11 protein-coding genes are annotated in these 16237 nt (G+C 62.1%); 8 read left to right on the plus strand and 3 right to left on the minus strand.

All coding sequences use genetic code 11. The features are described from left to right. Window positions 1-62 precede the first annotated feature (62 nt). From PMI21_RS06060 to PMI21_RS06050, 3 genes are all read left to right on the plus strand, one after another. Window positions 63-3110, plus strand: coding sequence for an autotransporter serine protease (locus PMI21_RS06060; protein WP_007940682.1), 3048 nt, complete (start codon window positions 63-65; stop codon window positions 3108-3110). 23 nt (window positions 3111-3133) lie between these two features. Then, on the plus strand, window positions 3134-4822 hold the full coding sequence (locus PMI21_RS06055) for a polyurethane esterase (RefSeq protein WP_007940683.1): 1689 nt from the start codon (window positions 3134-3136) through the stop codon (window positions 4820-4822). A 97-nt stretch (window positions 4823-4919) separates the two neighbouring features. After that, on the plus strand, window positions 4920-6770 hold the full coding sequence (locus PMI21_RS06050) for a polyurethane esterase (RefSeq protein ID WP_007940684.1): 1851 nt from the start codon (window positions 4920-4922) through the stop codon (window positions 6768-6770). Window positions 6771-7107: 337 nt separating this feature from the next. Here the strand turns inward: PMI21_RS06050 and PMI21_RS06045 are convergent, their stop codons facing one another. Then, window positions 7108-8034: a 2-hydroxyacid dehydrogenase gene (locus PMI21_RS06045; protein WP_007940687.1), complete on the minus strand. Its 927-nt coding sequence runs from the start codon at window positions 8032-8034 to the stop codon at window positions 7108-7110. Window positions 8035-8306: 272 nt separating this feature from the next. On the opposite strand from PMI21_RS06045, the gene gabT reads away from it, so the two are divergent. The 4 genes from gabT to PMI21_RS06025 all read left to right on the plus strand — a co-directional run bounded on the left by gabT (window position 8307) and on the right by PMI21_RS06025 (window position 12589). Then, a complete protein-coding gene (gene gabT / locus PMI21_RS06040) occupies window positions 8307-9599 on the plus strand; it encodes a 4-aminobutyrate--2-oxoglutarate transaminase (protein ID WP_007940688.1) in 1293 nt (430 codons plus the stop codon). Between the two features lie 95 nt (window positions 9600-9694). After that, window positions 9695-10351: a hypothetical protein gene (locus PMI21_RS06035; protein ID WP_007940689.1), complete on the plus strand. Its 657-nt coding sequence runs from the start codon at window positions 9695-9697 to the stop codon at window positions 10349-10351. 45 nt (window positions 10352-10396) lie between these two features. Beyond that, entirely contained in the window at window positions 10397-10885 is a 489-nt protein-coding gene (locus PMI21_RS06030; RefSeq protein WP_003174918.1) for an Lrp/AsnC family transcriptional regulator, read from the plus strand. Between the two features lie 498 nt (window positions 10886-11383). Beyond that, window positions 11384-12589, plus strand: coding sequence for a DUF1624 domain-containing protein (locus PMI21_RS06025; protein ID WP_007940690.1), 1206 nt, complete (start codon window positions 11384-11386; stop codon window positions 12587-12589). Between the two features lie 250 nt (window positions 12590-12839). On the opposite strand, the gene PMI21_RS06020 is transcribed toward PMI21_RS06025, so the two are convergent. Beyond that, window positions 12840-13553, minus strand: a complete 714-nt coding sequence (locus tag PMI21_RS06020; protein WP_007940691.1) for a cupin domain-containing protein — start codon at window positions 13551-13553, stop codon at window positions 12840-12842. A 69-nt stretch (window positions 13554-13622) separates the two neighbouring features. Next, window positions 13623-14480: a GNAT family N-acetyltransferase gene (locus tag PMI21_RS06015; RefSeq protein ID WP_007940692.1), complete on the minus strand. Its 858-nt coding sequence runs from the start codon at window positions 14478-14480 to the stop codon at window positions 13623-13625. A gap of 241 nt (window positions 14481-14721) precedes the next feature. Here PMI21_RS06015 and PMI21_RS06010 point away from each other — a divergent pair, with 241 nt between their 5' ends. Continuing rightward, complete coding sequence (locus PMI21_RS06010; protein ID WP_007940693.1) at window positions 14722-16194, plus strand: aldehyde dehydrogenase family protein; 1473 nt, start codon at window positions 14722-14724, stop codon at window positions 16192-16194. Window positions 16195-16237 lie beyond the last annotated feature (43 nt).

The following is a 16237-nucleotide window of genomic DNA, read 5'->3' on the forward strand; positions in this document are numbered from 1 at the left end:
CAGAAATGGGGCAGGCCCCTGGCCAGAAGGATTTTGGCAACACAACTAAGGACGGTAGCTTGATGAATAACAGGTACAACAAACTTGCCTTGCTCTGCGCACTGGCCACCCTGGGCACCGCACACGCGGCGCCCTACGTGGAAAATGGCAAGACAGGCGATCCCGATAGCTGGCGCAGCACGGAGTTCAACGCCGATTGGGGGCTGGGGGCGATCAATGCTCAGGAGGCCTATGCAGCCGGTTACACCGGCAAAGGGGTGAAACTGGGGATCTTCGACCAACCGGTCTACGCCTTGCACCCGGAGTTTTCCGGGGCCAACAAGGTGATCACCCTGGTCACCAGCGGCATCCGCGAATACACCGACCCGTACATTCCGGTCAAAGCCGGGGACGCCTTTCTCTATGACGGTTCGCCTTCGGTAGGCTCCAACGGCAAACTCGGCGCCCACGGCACCCACGTTGGCGGGATCGCCGCAGGCAGTCGCGATGGCGGGCTGATGCACGGCGTCGCCTTTGGCGCGCAGATCATCAGCGCCGACAACGGCGACCCAGGCCCGGAAGACGGCATCATTCGCGGTAACGACGGCGCGGTGTACAAGGCCGGTTGGGACGCCCTGATCGCCAGCGGCGCACGGATCATCAACAACAGCTGGGGCATCGGCATCACCGACCGCTTTGACCTCGGTGGTCGGGACCCGGCATACCCGCACTTCACCGTGCAGGACGCACAACTGCAGTTCAACGAGATCCAGACCTTGCTCGGGACCAAACCCGGCGGTGCCTACGACGGCGCCATCGCGGCGGCCCGCAGCGGCATCGTCACGATCTTCGCCGCCGGCAACGACTACAACCTCAACAATCCGGACGCCATCGCCGGCCTCGGTTACTTCGTCCCGGAGATCGCGCCGAACTGGATGACCGTCGCTGCGTTGCAGAAGAACCCGGACATCAACAGCTCCGACCTCTACAACATCAGCACCTTCTCGTCGCGTTGCGGCTACACCGCGAGTTTCTGCGTGTCGGCGCCGGGCAGCCGCATCTACAGCTCGATCATCAGCGGCACCAATGCCGCTGACCTGACCACCGGCTACGCCAACTACAACGGCACCTCGATGGCGGCGCCGCACGTTGCCGGCTCGATAGCGGTGTTGATGGAACGCTTCCCGTACATGACCGGCGCGCAAGTCGCCAGCGTACTGCGCACCACCGCCACCGACCTCGGCGCTCCTGGCGTCGACGCGCTGTACGGCTGGGGCATGATCAACCTGCGCAAAGGCATCGACGGCCCGGCGATGTTCGTCACCGAGCAGGACATTCCCGAGGAGTTCCGCATCGACGGCGCCTACGGCTCCAGCCAGTTTGTCGCGGACTTGCCAGGTATCGGCGCGATCATTGACGCCGGCAAACCCACCGAGCGAGTGTGCAATGACGTGCACTGCGGGCTCGACTTCTGGCGCAACGACATTTCCGGCCATGGCGGCCTGACCAAGCAGGGCATCGGCACGCTGGTGCTGACCGGCGCCAATACCTATACCGGCCCGACCCTGGTCAATCAGGGCCGATTGGCGATCAACGGTTCGCTGCTGTCGGCCGTCACTGTCAATGACAGCGGCATCCTCGGCGGTAACGGCAGCATCGCGGCGCTGACCGCGAAAAGCGGCGGCACCGTGGCCCCCGGCAACTCCATCGGCACCTTGCAGGTGGCGGGCGACGTGACCTTCGAACCTGGTTCGACCTACGCCGTAGAGCTGTCACCCACCAGCAGCGACAAGATCATCGCCGGCGGCAAGGCGATCATCGAAGGCGCAACAGTCAGCCTGTCCCTGGAAAACAGCCCGACGCTGCTGACCACCGGCGAGGTGAAAACCCTGCTCGGCACTCAGTACAACATCCTGCAAGCGGCCGGCGGAATCGAAGGGCGCTTCGGTGCAGTGCTGCCGGATTACCTGTTTATCGGTGGCACCCTCGACTACGCGGCCAACGGCATTCAGCTGGCCGTCGAGCGCAACGCGACGTCCTTCACCAGCGTTGGCCAAACCCCGAACCAACGCGCCGTGGCCGCTGCCGCCGAGCAACTGGGCGTGGGCAACCCGCTCTACGAAACCTTGCTGCTGTCGCCGACCGCCGCTGTCGCGCAACAAGCGTTTCAGCAACTCTCCGGTGAAATTCATCCGGCGATCGGCACGCTGCTGATCAACGACAGCCACTACCTGCGCGATGCCGTCGGCGAACGTCTGCGCGAGCGTGATCTGTTCGACGCCGGCGCACCGACCGATGACCGCAGCAACGCCTGGCTCAAAGTGCTCGGCGCCTGGGGCAAGAGCGATGGCGGGCATGACAACGCCAGTTCCAACAGCTCCATTGGCGGGCTGCTGGCGGGTGTCGATGGCTTGATCACTGAAGATACGCGGTTGGGCTTCGTTACTGGTTACAGCGACAGCTCGTTGAGCATGGGCGATGGCACGCATTCGTCGGCATCGGTCGACAGCTATCACTTGGGTGCCTACCTGGGCCATGAAATCGACGCGTTGCGCCTGAGCGTCGGCGGTGCTTACAGCTGGCATCGCATCGACGTCAAACGCGACCTGCAATTCGGTGACGTCAGCGGCAAGCAGAAATCCAAACGCGATGCGACCACCGCGCAACTGTTCACCGAAGCGGCCTATCGCCTGGACCTGCAACCGCTGGCGCTGGAGCCGTTCGTCAACCTGGCCTACGTGCACCTGAACAGCGACAGCTTCAGCGAAAAAGGTGATGCCGCCGCACTCAAGGGCGGTGAAAACAACCGCGACGCGGTGCTCTCCACCCTCGGCCTGCGGGCGAGCAAAGCCATTGCGCTGTCCGACCAGCACCAGCTGGAACTGTCCGGCACGCTCGGCTGGCAGCACAACCTGAGCAACACCCGTTCCGAAGACCACCTGGCTTTCGTCAACGGCAACACCGCGTTCAGCGTGCAAAGCGTGTCGATGGACCGCGATGCGGCGGTGGTCGGTGCCCGTGCCGGACTGGCGCTGGGCCGCGATACCCGTTTGAACCTGGATTACAACGGGCTGCTCGGCTCCCGGGAAAAAGACCACGGTGTGGGCCTGACCCTGGACTGGCAGTTCTGATTTGACGCAAAGGAAGCAACAACATGGGACTGTTTGATTACAAAAATTCTGACGGCAAGGCGTTGTACAGCGACGCCATCGCGCTGACGCTCTACGCGTACACGCCCACCGGCCAGCCATTGCCGGCGACCGCTTGGGCGCCGATTGGCGCGGCAGCCCTGGGTTACCAGGGCAAGGTCGGGCCTCAAGGCACCTTCTATGGCGAGAAGGACGGCTTCACCAGCGCCGAAGCCGAAATCCTCGGTAAATACGACGGGGCAGGGAAGCTGATCGGCCTCGGTATCGCCTTCCGTGGCACCGGCGGCCTGGGCTACAGCGACACCTTCGGCGACATGAAAAACAATTTGCTGGCCGCGGTCGGCCCGGTGGATTACGCGAGCAACTACGCGAAAAACGCCTTCGACACTTTGCTCAAGAATGTCGCTGCGTTTGCCATCGCCCACGGCCTGAGCGCCAAGGACGTGCTGGTCAGCGGGCACAGTCTCGGCGGGTTGGGGGTCAACAGCCTGGCGGAGTTGAGCGGCAATAACTGGGGCGGTTTCTTCAAGGACGCCAACTACGTTGCCTTCGCCTCGCCGACCCAAAGCTCCACCGGTAACAACGTGCTGAACATCGGTTACGAGAATGATCCGGTGTTTCGCGTGCTCGACGGCACCACTTTCAGCAGTGGCTCGCTGGGCAAGCACGACGGTCATCAGGAGTCGGCGACCAACAACATCGTCAACTTCAATGACCAGTACGCCTCCACCGCGCAGAACCTGGTGCCGTTCAGCATCCTCAATCCGTTGAACTGGTCGGCCCATGGCTCGTTGGGCTATGCCGACGGCTTGAACCGGGTGATCGACTCACGCTTCTACGACCTCACCGACAAGGACTCGACGCTGATCGTTTCCAACCTGTCGGAATCGTCCCGAGGCACGACCTGGGTCGAAGACCTGGGCCGCAGCGGCGAGCCCCACACCGGCAGCACGTTCATCATCGGCACCGACAGCAATGACTGGCTCAAGGGCGGCGCGGGCAATGACTTCATCGAAGGTCGTGACGGTAACGACCGGTTCCGCGATGACGGTGGCTACAACCTGCTGCTGGGCGGCAAAGGCAGCAACACGTTCGAGCTGCAGAAGCCATTGCAGAACTTCAGCTTTGCCAATGACGGCGACGGCACCCTGTATGTGCGCGACGCCTACGGCGGCATCAGCATGACCCGCGACATCGGCGCGCTGGTGAGCAAGGAATCGGGCTCGTGGTGGGGCAGCAAGGAGGTGACCTACAACGTCACCGCCAATGGCTTGCTCAATGGCACCGAACTGACCCACTACAACCACTCGCTCAACGGCGATGCCTACAGCAACACGCTGGTGGCCAGCGTCGACGGTGACTGGCTGTTCGGCAACGCCGGCAACGACCTGCTGCGCAGCGACAAGAGCCACGTGACCTTCGTCGGTGGCACGGGCAATGACGTGATGCATGCCTCGGGCGGCGGCAACACCTTTCTGTTCAGCGGCGCCTTCGGCTTTGACGCGATCAATGGCTACCAGGGCAGCGACAAACTGGTGTTCATCGGCGTCCAGGGCGCGGGGCAGGGCTATGACTACACCCAGCACGCTTCACAGGCCGGCAACGACACGGTGCTGAAGATTGGCGATTACGCCGTGACGCTGGTGGGGGTGGGACTGGATAACCTGTCGGCTTCGGGAATTACGTTTGCGTAAAGGCGGCATGCACTAGAGGCTCCGGGGCGCCTCGTGATTGAGGCGTCCTGGCTGTGAGCTATCTCTGACAACTCCAACAAAGAGAGAGGCAATACCAATGGGTGTGTATGACTACAAAAACTTCGGTACAGCAGAGTCCAAGGCGTTGTTCAGCGATGCCATGGCGATCACGCTGTATTCCTATCACAACCTCGACAACGGTTTCGCCACCGGTTACCAGCAAAACGGCTTCGGCCTGGGCTTGCCGGCAACCCTGGTGACCGCGCTGATCGGCGGCACCGATTCCCAGGGCGTCATCCCCGGCATTCCCTGGAACCCCGATTCGGAAAAGGCCGCGCTCGACGCCGTGCAAAAGGCCGGCTGGACCCCGATCACCGCCGCGCAACTGGGCTATGGCGGCAAGACCGACGCTCGCGGAACCTTCTTCGGCGAGAAGGCCGGTTACACCAGCGCGCAAGTGGAGATCCTCGGCAAGTACGACGCCCAGGGTCATCTCACGGAAATCGGCATCGCCTTTCGCGGCACCAGCGGCCCACGGGAAATCCAGATCGGCGATTCCATCGGCGACGTGATCAACGATCTGTTGGCGGCGCTCGGCCCCAAGGATTACGCGAAAAACTACGCGGGCGAGGCCTTTGGAAATTTGCTCGGCAAAGTCGCGGCGTTTGCCCAGGCCAATGGGCTGGCGGGCAAGGACGTACTGGTCAGCGGCCACAGCCTCGGCGGGTTGGCGGTCAACAGCCTGGCGGACTTGAGCAGTGAAAAGTGGTCGGGGTTCTACCAGGATTCCAACTACATTGCCTACGCCTCGCCGACCCAAAGCAGCGACAAAGTGCTGAACATCGGTTATGAAAACGACCCGGTGTTCCGCGCGCTCGATGGCTCGTCGTTCAACCTGGCTTCGGTAGGCGTGCACGATGCGCCCAAGGATTCGGCGACCGATAACATTGTCAGCTTCAATGACCATTACGCCTCGACGGCGTGGAATGTGCTGCCGTATTCCATCCTCAACATTCCTACCTGGATCTCGCACTTGCCCACCGGTTACGGCGACGGCATGACCCGGGTTCTGGAGTCGAAGTTCTACGACCTGACCAGTAAGGATTCGACGATCATCGTCGCCAACCTCTCGGACCCGGCGCGAGCCAACACCTGGGTCCAGGACTTGAACCGCAACGCCGAAACCCATAAAGGCAGCACGTTCATCATCGGCAGTGACGGCAATGACCTGATCCAGGGCGGCAAGGGCAACGACTACCTGGAAGGCCGCGACGGTAACGACACTTTCAGGGATAGCGGTGGCTACAACATTCTGTTGGGCGGCAAGGGCAGCAACGTGCTGGACCTGCAGCAGTCGGTGAAGAATTTCGTCTTTGCCAATGATGGTGCCGGCAACCTGTACGTGCGCGACGCCAATGGCGGCATCAGCATCACCCGCGACATCGGCAGCATCGTCACCAAGGAGCCGGGTTTTCTCTGGGGCGTGTTCAAGGATGACGTGACCCACAGCGTCACCGCCAATGGCCTTGCAGACGGCAGCAACCTGACCCAGTACGCCTCGAGCGTGAAGGGCACTACCGGCGCCGATACCCTCAAGGCCCACGCAACGGGCGACTGGTTGTTTGGCCTGGACGGCAACGACCATTTGCTCGGCAGCAGCGGCAACGATGTGTTTGTCGGCGGGGCGGGCAACGACCTGATCGAATCCGGTGGCGGGGTCGATACTTTCCTGTTCAGCGGCGCATTTGGCCAGGACCGGGTGGTGGGCTATCAGGCCAACGACAAACTGGTGTTCCTCGGGGTTCAGGGCGTTGCGCCAAACGACGACTTCCGTGCCCATGCCACGGCGGTGGGGCAGGATACGCTGCTGACGTTTGGCAGTGATTCGGTGACCCTGGTGGGTGTCGGGCTGGACAGTTTGTCCGGTAGCGCGATTGTGATCGCCTGAGGGTGATGGGGCGCCAGTAAGGGCCTCTTCGCGAGCAAGCTTCGCTCCTGCAGGGGAAATGCATTCCATTGTAGGAGCGAGCGATGCGGCGATCCGACTTGCCCGCGAAGAACGATAACGCCCGTTGTAGCAGCTGCCGAGCCTGCGAGGCTGCGTTCGGCGGCGAAGCCGTCGTGAAATCAGATATCGCGGTATGTCAGGAAAACCTTGCATACCGGGTTTGCGACGGCTTCGCCCGAATGCGGCCCACACCAAACGCAGCCTCGCAAGCTCGGCAGCTGCTACAGATCGCATTACGGCTTAACTAGCCCCTTAGCGCCCGTTACTGCATGGGCGCTCAATAACCCTGCGCACGATCGATCTCGCCGAGCATCGGCTCCCCCCGTTGATGTCGGCGGATGTTCTCCAGCAACACCCCGAACGCGCTTTCCGGCTGAGTCATCGCGGCGATGTGCGGTGTCAGCAGAATCTGCGGGTGGTGCCAGAACGGATGATCCGCCGGTGCCGGTTCCTGCTGCAGCACATCAAGCACCGCGCCGCTCAAATGCCCGCTGTCCAGCGCTTCCAACAGATCCTCTTCTATCAAATGCCCGCCACGGCCCATGTTGATCAGCGCCGCGCCCTTGGGTAGTTGCTCAAACAGGCTGCGATCAAGAATGCCCTGGGTCTGTTCGGTCAGCGGCAACACACACAACAGAATGTCGCACTGGCTGAGGAACGCCGGCAGTTGCGTGTCTCCGGTATAGCAATCGACCCCCGGAATGTGATGGGCACTGCGCGCCCAACCGGACAAGGCAAAACCCAGCGGTTGCAAGGTCGCCAGAATCTGCTGCGCCTGGGCACCGAGCCCCATGACCCCGACCCGACGCCTGGCCGCCGGTTGCAGCAAGTGCGCCTGCCAGCAGCGGGCCATTTGTTGCTGGCGATAGCGCAGCATGTCGCGGTGCAGGCTGAGCACCGCGAAACTGGCGTATTCGCACATGCCACGGGTGATGCCGGGGTCCAGCAGGCGCACCACCGGCAAGCTCGCCGGCAGGCGTCCGAGGTCGAGTTGATCGACGCCGGCGGACAGGGCAAACAGCACTTGCAGATTCGGTAGCAGCGCTTCGAGATCGTCGGGTGCCTGCCACGCGGCCAGGTATTGAATGTCTTTCGGGTCGCCGATGTCCGGCCAGGCGCGCCATTCGATCTCCGGGGCGTGTTCGGCAAACAGCGCTTGCCACTGTTGGCCGCGCACAGGGTCAGCTTTATACAGCAGGGCCATGGGCATTTCCTGAAAGGTGAAGGTGCTGCCCATCATCGCGCAACGCCGGCGCAGGATCTGTCGAAAGCAGCGGGTTTAACGGGGTGTGCGACCTTGTATCGGCCCAGCACCGGCAGATTCGGCGGGCTGAAGGAATCTGCCGTTTGGCGGGGTGAAAACAGTCGATCCGAATTTCTCAGGGGGCAAGTTCGGCGTAGTTCGTTTCGCGCAAGCCTTAACCTGAACACCATCGCAACCACTTCCCGGTTGCCGGACTCACGATGGGAAATGCCATGAATAGCAAAGTCGACGAAACCCCTCATTTGCTCCGTCAGCGCGATCAATTCGTGCCACGTGGCCTGGTTACCGCGCATCCGTTGGTGATCGATCGGGCCCAGGGTTCAGAATTGTGGGACGTGGACGGCAAGCGCTACCTGGATTTTGTCGGCGGCATCGGTGTACTTAACATCGGCCACAATCACCCCAAGGTGGTCGCGGCGGTACTAGCGCAGTTGCAAAAAGTCTCCCACGCCTGTTTTCAGGTAGTGGCCTACAAGCCTTATCTCGACCTGGCCCAACGCCTGTGCGAAATGATCGGCGGCCAGGACGCTTATAAAGCAGCGTTCTTCACCTCCGGCGCCGAAGCGGTGGAAAACGCGGTGAAGATCGCCCGCGCCCACACCAACCGCTCGGCGGTGATCGCCTTTCGTGGCGGGTTCCACGGGCGGACCTTGCTCGGCACCACGCTGACCGGCATGAGCCAGCCGTATAAACAGAACTTCGGGCCGTTCGCGCCGGAGGTCTTCCACACCCCGTATCCGAATGCCTATCGCGGCGTCACCAGCGACATGGCGCTCAAGGCACTGGACGAATTGTTGGCCACCCAAGTGGCGCCTGAGCGGGTCGCGGCGATCATCATCGAACCGGTGCAGGGCGATGGCGGTTTCCTTGCGGCACCGGCGGAGTTTCTTCAGGCCCTGCGCGCCCTGACTGAAAAGCACGGCATCGTGCTGATCCTCGATGAAATCCAGACCGGTTTCGGGCGTACCGGCAAATGGTTCGGTTTCCAGCACGCGGGCATCCAGCCCGACCTGGTCACCGTGGCCAAGAGCCTGGCCGGCGGTTTGCCGTTGTCCGGTGTGGTCGGCAAGGCCGAGATCATGGACGCGCCATTGCCCGGCGGCCTCGGCGGTACTTACGGCGGCAACGCGCTGTCGTGCGCGGCGGCGCTGGCGGTGATCGAGGCCTACGAGCAAGAGCAGTTGCTGGCCCGTGGCGATGCGTTGGGCGAGCGTCTGCGTCAGGGACTGTTGAGCTTGCAAGCCCGTTACCCGCGGATCGGCGACGTGCGTGGCAGCGGCTTCATGCTGGCGATCGAACTGATCAAGGATGACGAGGCTCGGACCCCGGATGCCGACCTCAATCAACGATTGATCGACGAAGCCCGGGCCGGTGGCTTGTTGGTGATCAAGTGCGGCGTGCAACGCAACGTGCTGCGCTTCCTGGCGCCGCTGGTGACCAGCGAAGCACAGATCGATGAAGCGTTGCAGATTCTCGACGCGGCGCTGGCACGAGTCTTGAACTGAGCTCACGCCTGCTCCGGGCGATGCCGCACAGCATCGCCCGTGAGCATTTTTGGAGCATGGATTGATGGAATGCATCATCGGAGGCTTTACACACCATGGGGCTGACTGATTATCGAGCGTTGCTGATCGATTGCGATGAGGTGCTGGTGGATCGCGATTCCGGAGTCTGGGCGGCGTTGCAGCCGCTGCTCGACAGCCGTGGCGGTCACCCGGACAAGGCACAAGTGTTGGCCGAATTCAGCGAGGTAGTGCAGGCGCTGTACCCGCGTTTCGGCGAACTGGGCTTCAGTGGTTTGCTGTGTTTCGCCCACCGTCAATTGGCCGAGCGCTGGGCGTTGAAAGCCAGTTGGGAGGAGGGCATGAGCTTCGCCCGGTCGGTCGTCGGCTGGTCGTTGTTCGAGGATGCACCCGGCGCCATGCTGTATTTGCGCAAGTTCTATCGCCTGCTGGTGCATGGCGACCGTGACGCTGAAGATCGCGGCCTGCTGTGTGAACGCCTGGGGATCATGCCCGACGATTTTATTTCACTGGCAAGCGACCCATTGCAGGATCAAGACTGGCTGGCGGCCAATGATCTTGATGCCAATACCATCCTCCAGGTAACGCGGCCTGGCGCCCGGCAACCGGGGGCGGGCGCGGTCTGCCTGATCTGTCGTGGCCGGGCCAGACACCCGTCGCCGTGTGCGGCGGATTACTGCATCAACAGCATGGCGGATCTGGTGGCTCAGCATCAGCTGTCTTTACGGCGCTGATTTTGCTAGAAGATTGTCTTACAAACGGCAGTCAAGAGGTACGCAATGGAAGGTTTAGTAAAACTGGACCGAATCGACATCAGCATCCTGGTTGAGCTGCAAAAGGATGGGCGCATGACCAACGTCAGCCTGGCCGATGCCGTCGGCTTGTCGGCCAGCCCCTGCCTGCAACGGGTCAAGCGGCTGGAGTCGGCCGGGTATATTTCCAGCTATAAGGCCCACCTGAACCTGGCCAAGATCACCGACTCGGTCACGGTATTCACCGAGATCACCTTGAGCGACCACAAACGCGAGGACTTCGCCAAGTTCGAGTCCAATATCCGTCTGGTCGATGAAGTGCTCGAATGCCACCTGATCAGCGGTGGCTACGATTACCTGGTGCGCTTCATGACCCGCAGCATCCAGCATTATCAGGAAGTGGTCGAAAGCCTGCTGGACAAGAACATCGGCATCTCCAAGTACTTCAGCTACATCGTCATCAAGTCCCCCGTGCTCAAGGACGGCGTGCCGCTGCGCAAATTGTTGCGGCACTGAAGCTGACGCCACGTCTACCCATTCCCTTGCAGCCTGCCGCGCCTTCGAAAGAGGCGCGGGATAGGCTCTGTGTAGCAGCTGCCGAGCAGCGCGAGGCTGCGTTCGGCTGCGAAGCAGTCGCAAAATCAGCCGATGCGGTTCGTCAGGCACACCGTGCATTCAGGGTTTACGACTGCTGCGCAGCCGAACGCAGCCTCGCGCTGCTCGGCAGCTGCTACAGGCGGCATAAAACGTTGTTTACGCGGCGAAAACAGTCTTCGTTTGCGTTCCGGGCGATGAATTCGGGAGGAAGACCAAAATAGCCTGCGTTGTAATGCGTTGAGAGAGAGGGACGGATCGTTGCAGGGCTGCAACGATCCGTGGAACAACACCAATCGAAAGGAAGGTCAGGTACCCTTGCCGCGGGCGCCGTCGCAGCTGCCGGCATCGGAAGTTGCCAGGCTGAAGAAACAGGGCTGAGCCAGCGGTAGTCCACTGACCAAGACATGAGTGACTGATATGACCCTATCTACAAGCGTGGCAGGGCAGGCGGGAAGTGTTTCCCCTGCGCTGGCCACCAGCGTTGCCAAAGCCAACACCCGGATGCTGGCCATCGATGCCCTGCGCGGTTTCGTCATGCTGTTGATGCTCATCGACCATGTGCGGGAGACCTTTCTGCTGCACCGCCAGGTTACCGACCCGATCGATGCCTTGAGCGTGACCCCGGACCTGTTCTTCACCCGACTGTTGAGCACCCTCTGTGCCCCGGTGTTCATCTTCCTCACCGGTTTGTCGGCCTGGCTCTACAGCCAGAAACACACGGCCAGTGAAACGTCGGTGTTCCTGCTCAAGCGCGGGCTGTTCCTGGTGTTTCTGGAGCTTACCTTCGTGTGCTTTGCCTGGAACGCCGAGTTCCCGCCCAAGACGCTGTGGCTGCAAGTGATCTGGTGCATCGGCATCTGCATGATCGTGCTCGCCGGGCTGCTGCACTTCAAGCGCGGTTGGCTGATCGTGCTCGGGGTGGCGATTGTTGCCGGGCACAACCTGCTCGATGGCGTGACCGTGGGGCCGGAGTCGCCGTTCTTCGTGCCGTGGTCGATCCTGCATCAGCGGGTGTTCATCGACATCACCGAGTTCACCCGGGCTCGCACCACGTATCCGGTGTTGCCGTGGATCGGCGTAATCCTGCTGGGCTGGGCCATCGGGCCGTGGTTCGGTAAAGACATGGAACCGGCCGCGCGGATTTCCCGCTTGCTTAAAGTCGGCTTCGGCCTGCTGGCGGCGTTTGTGTTCATCCGCTATCTGAACGTTTACGGCGAAAAACCTTGGGTGCAGACCGGTGATTGGCTGCGCACCTTCATGAGTTTCATGAGCGCGAAGAAGTACCCGCCGTCGCTGATGTTCCTGATGCCGACCCTCGGCCTGGGGCTGATTCTCCTGGCGGTGTTCGAGAAGGCCCAGGATCGCTGGTCCACCGCGACCCTGGCGATCTACGGCGGTGCGCCGATGTTCTTCTACTTGCTGCACCTGTATGTACTCAAAGCCATGTACCTGGTGGCCGTCGCCATCTGGGGCGCCAATCAAGGCACCTATTACGGCTTCGATAACTTGCCCATGGTCTGGCTGTGGAGCGTGATTCTCGGGGTGCTGCTGTTCTTCCCGACACGCTGGTTCGCGAACCTCAAACAGCGCCGTCGCGACATCGCGATTCTCAAATATCTCTGATTCAAAGACGCCCCTCGGTGGCCCCCATTCGGTGTGAAATTCTGAGGCCCACGCCTTGTAGCAGCTGCCGAGCTCGCGAGGCTGCGTTCGGCTGCGAAGCAGTCGCAAAATCAGGCGCTGCGGTCCGTCAGGCACGCTGCGTATTCAGGGATTACGACTGCTGTGCAGCCGAACGCAGCCTCGCGAGCTCGGCAGCTGCTACGGGATTAGCGTAACCGGGACCGGTTGCGCTGATTGAAATCGGTCAGCGCTATTTGACGGCGTAAACCTTGCGCACATACCGCGCACTGTTCCAGGCGCATGGCGCACCTTGCGGCACGAACACGGTATCTCCGGGATTGACCGTTACGCTGCTCCCGTCAGGCGCCTGCAAAGTCACGCTGCCTTCGATCAGGTGCATCAATTCATTGAGTTTGTGCGCTCGACCATGGCGGGCGTACGGCGTCGAATCCCAGACCCCCACGCGCAGATTAGTCGTGTTGTCTTCGAAGGCATTGCGCGAGCGGCATTGCGGCGTGGGTCCGATCAGTATCTGCGGTTCCGGTGCCGCCGAAGGGGACAGCATCGCCAGCGGGTCGAGCGCTGTCAGCCCCGGCGTCGGTTCGGCGCTGGGGCTGGTGACGGCGCAGAAGGCCCAGCAAGTATCGGGTTGTGCCTGAAACCTGAGCGCCGTGCCGCGACCGATCACGGCGCTGGCACCGATCCCCAGTTCCAGCACCTGTTCTGCGGATTGCAGCACGACGTGCCCGGCATGGACCACGATCACTTCGGTGTGTGGGAAGTCCTCGATATCGACGGTTTTGCTGGTGTGAACCAGGCCCGCCGAGACGCCGTCGGACCCGATCCAGGCGATCTGACGACCGTCCATGAACGGATCGATGGAACTCAAGGGCGCTGCCTTGAAAGACGTAGACACACGGCTGCCGTCGGCGCGAGCCAACAGCACAATGGTGGGTTGAGACATACGGGTGACGCTCCCTGCAAATGGGGGGTAGAAGGTGTTGGAGGGCGCTCGCTTCATCGCGCGCCGGGATCAGCCGATGGCTTGGGTGACGAGGGCAAATTGGCGGACGCCGTTGACCGCTTGCGGCGGCGTGCCCCGTGCCATTTGCGCCACGGTGTCGACCTGTTTGAGACCGGCCTGCTCCAGCCACTCGCTCAAACCACTGTCTGCCGGAATGTCGATTCGCACGAAAGCGTCCGGCACCTGGGCCAATAACACGGCGATCAGGTGTTTCGCCTGTTCAAGGGTTTCGGCGATGACCGGGCCGAGGCAACGACCGCGACCGAACGGGCGCAGCAGGGCGAAAGCCCGTAATTGACCGTCGCGCTCGATGCCCACCGAGTGCTCGACCACCTTGAACAGGTCCGTGAGCACCGCTTGCCGGTCCAGCCCGCTGCCGGCGTTGGCCAGTGCCAGCTGACGAGCCTGATCGGCCGCATGCAGCGGGCGACATTCTTCACCGTTCGCCAGTGGTTCAAGCGCGGGCGCCTGCGCCAGGCCTTGATGCTGCTGAATCCGGCCGAACTCGACAAACCCCTGGCTGGCGTAAAGCGGTGCGCCGGCAAGCGTGGCATTGAGCATCGGCGTGCGCGACTGGCAGGCCTCCAGCGCGTGTTCCATTAACCGACGGCCGATGCCCTTGCCCTGATAATCATCACTGACTATCACCAGGCCGATGGTGGCGAAGTCGCCTTGCCGACAGGCAAACGCAGTGCCTATCAGTCGGTCGCCGTCGAGTACCACAAAGCCTTCGCTGACCCGCTGCAACATCGCCCAGTCTTCCAGGCGATGAGGCCACTTCAACTCAACAGACAAGGCATGAGCCGAAGGCAGGTCGGCGGCGGTCATCGGTCGATAGACATAAGTGGAAGGGTGCGAGGCGGACATGGCGAGTCTCCGTTTTACAGTGTGCGCGATCAGCCGGTTTTCCGGCGCGAGGATGCCTGTATCCCATCTGTGTGAAGGCCTGACAAGGGGGGTGGAAAGATTCGGCAGATTCCTCACGTCGAGGGCCCGAAGACCACACTTACTACTTAATTGCCCCATAAGGTCGGCAGCAAATGCTTGGGCTTTTTTTCTACGATGGAGGCCTGAGTTCACGACTCGCCGTCCCTTTCTGGAGTGCTCCATGGATAGCTTCGATCCTCGCCTTATCGCTGTGCGCAGCGCTCACTTTATTGCCGGCAAATACCGCGACGCCCAACCGGGGCTGGAGGTGGTTCGCCCTTCGGACGGTCAGGCCTATGCCCAGTTGCCGATCGCCGATGCCGATCTGGTGGATGAGGCGGTCAACGATGCCTGGCAGGCGTTTAACCGCAGCGATTGGGCCAGCCGTCCGCCCCGGGAACGGGCACGGGTCATGCGTCGCTGGGCCGATCTGATCGAAGCCGATGTCGCCGTGCTGGCGCCGCTGGAAGCGGTGGGCTCGACCCGTGCGCATAAAGATGTGATCGCCTGGGACATTCCTTATGTCGCCGAGGGCATTCGCTTCTTTGCCGAACTGGCGGACAAGCACGGCGGCCATGTCGCGGCGACCCAGACCGATCGCCTGGGCATGCAGATCGCTGAACCGTATGGTGTGATCGCAGCCATCGCGCCGTGGAATTTCCCCTTGAGCATGGCTTCGTGGAAAGTCGCCCCGGCGCTGGCCGCCGGCAATGCCGTGGTGCTCAAACCGTCGGAGCTGACGCCGTTTTCCAGCCTGCGCTTTGCCGAACTGGCGCTGCAGGCGGGCATTCCTGCCGGGATATTCAACGTGGTTCAGGGCGATGGCCGCATCACGGGCGACGCCTTGTGCCGTCATCCGCGAGTGGGCAAGGTAACCTTTACCGGCTCCACAGCGACTGGCTCGAGCATCATGTCTACTTGCGCGCTGGTGGGGCCGAAACCGGTGACGCTGGAGTTGGGCGGCAAGAGCCCGCAACTGGTGTTTGCCGACGTGCCGGACATCGCGAAGACCGCGCGCACTGTGGCGCTGGCCATCACCGGCAATGCCGGGCAGGTGTGCGTGTCCGGTTCGCGGTTGCTGATTCAGCGCTCGATCATGGAACCGTTCATTGCACACTTGCAGGCGTATTTCGAAGAGCTGCGCCCAGGGCCGACCTGGTCGTCCGAGAGCACGCTGTCGCCGATCATTTCCCGGTTGCAGGCCAGTCGCATCGACGGCATCGTCCAGCGTTCGCGTCAGGCCGGGGCTGAAGTGCTGACCGGCGGTGGTTTGTTTGAAGGGCTGGGCGGCGCCTATTACCAACCGACCTTGCTGGCGGGCCTGGACAACCAGAACCCGGCGATCTGCGAAGAAATTTTCGGCCCGGTGCTGACGGTGCAAGCGTTCGATGACGAAGAGCAGGCACTGAGCCTGGCCGCGCACGCCACTTACGGCCTGGCGGCGGGCGTGCACACCGCCGACATCAACCGTGCCCTGCGACTGGTCCGGCGGCTGGAGGCGGGCACGGTGTGGGTCAACCGCTACGGACGCAGCAACGACTACATCCTGCCGACCGGCGGCTACAAACGCTCCGGTATCGGCAAGGACCTGGGCCGCGAAGCCTTCGAAGCCAACTTGCGCTTCAAGAGCGTGCTGATCGATATCGTCCAATAACACGGCCCCCGTAGCAGCTGCCGAGCCTGCGAGGCTGCGTTCG

The organism is Pseudomonas sp. GM18, from assembly GCF_000282195.1.
Classification (GTDB): Bacteria; Pseudomonadota; Gammaproteobacteria; order Pseudomonadales; family Pseudomonadaceae; genus Aquipseudomonas.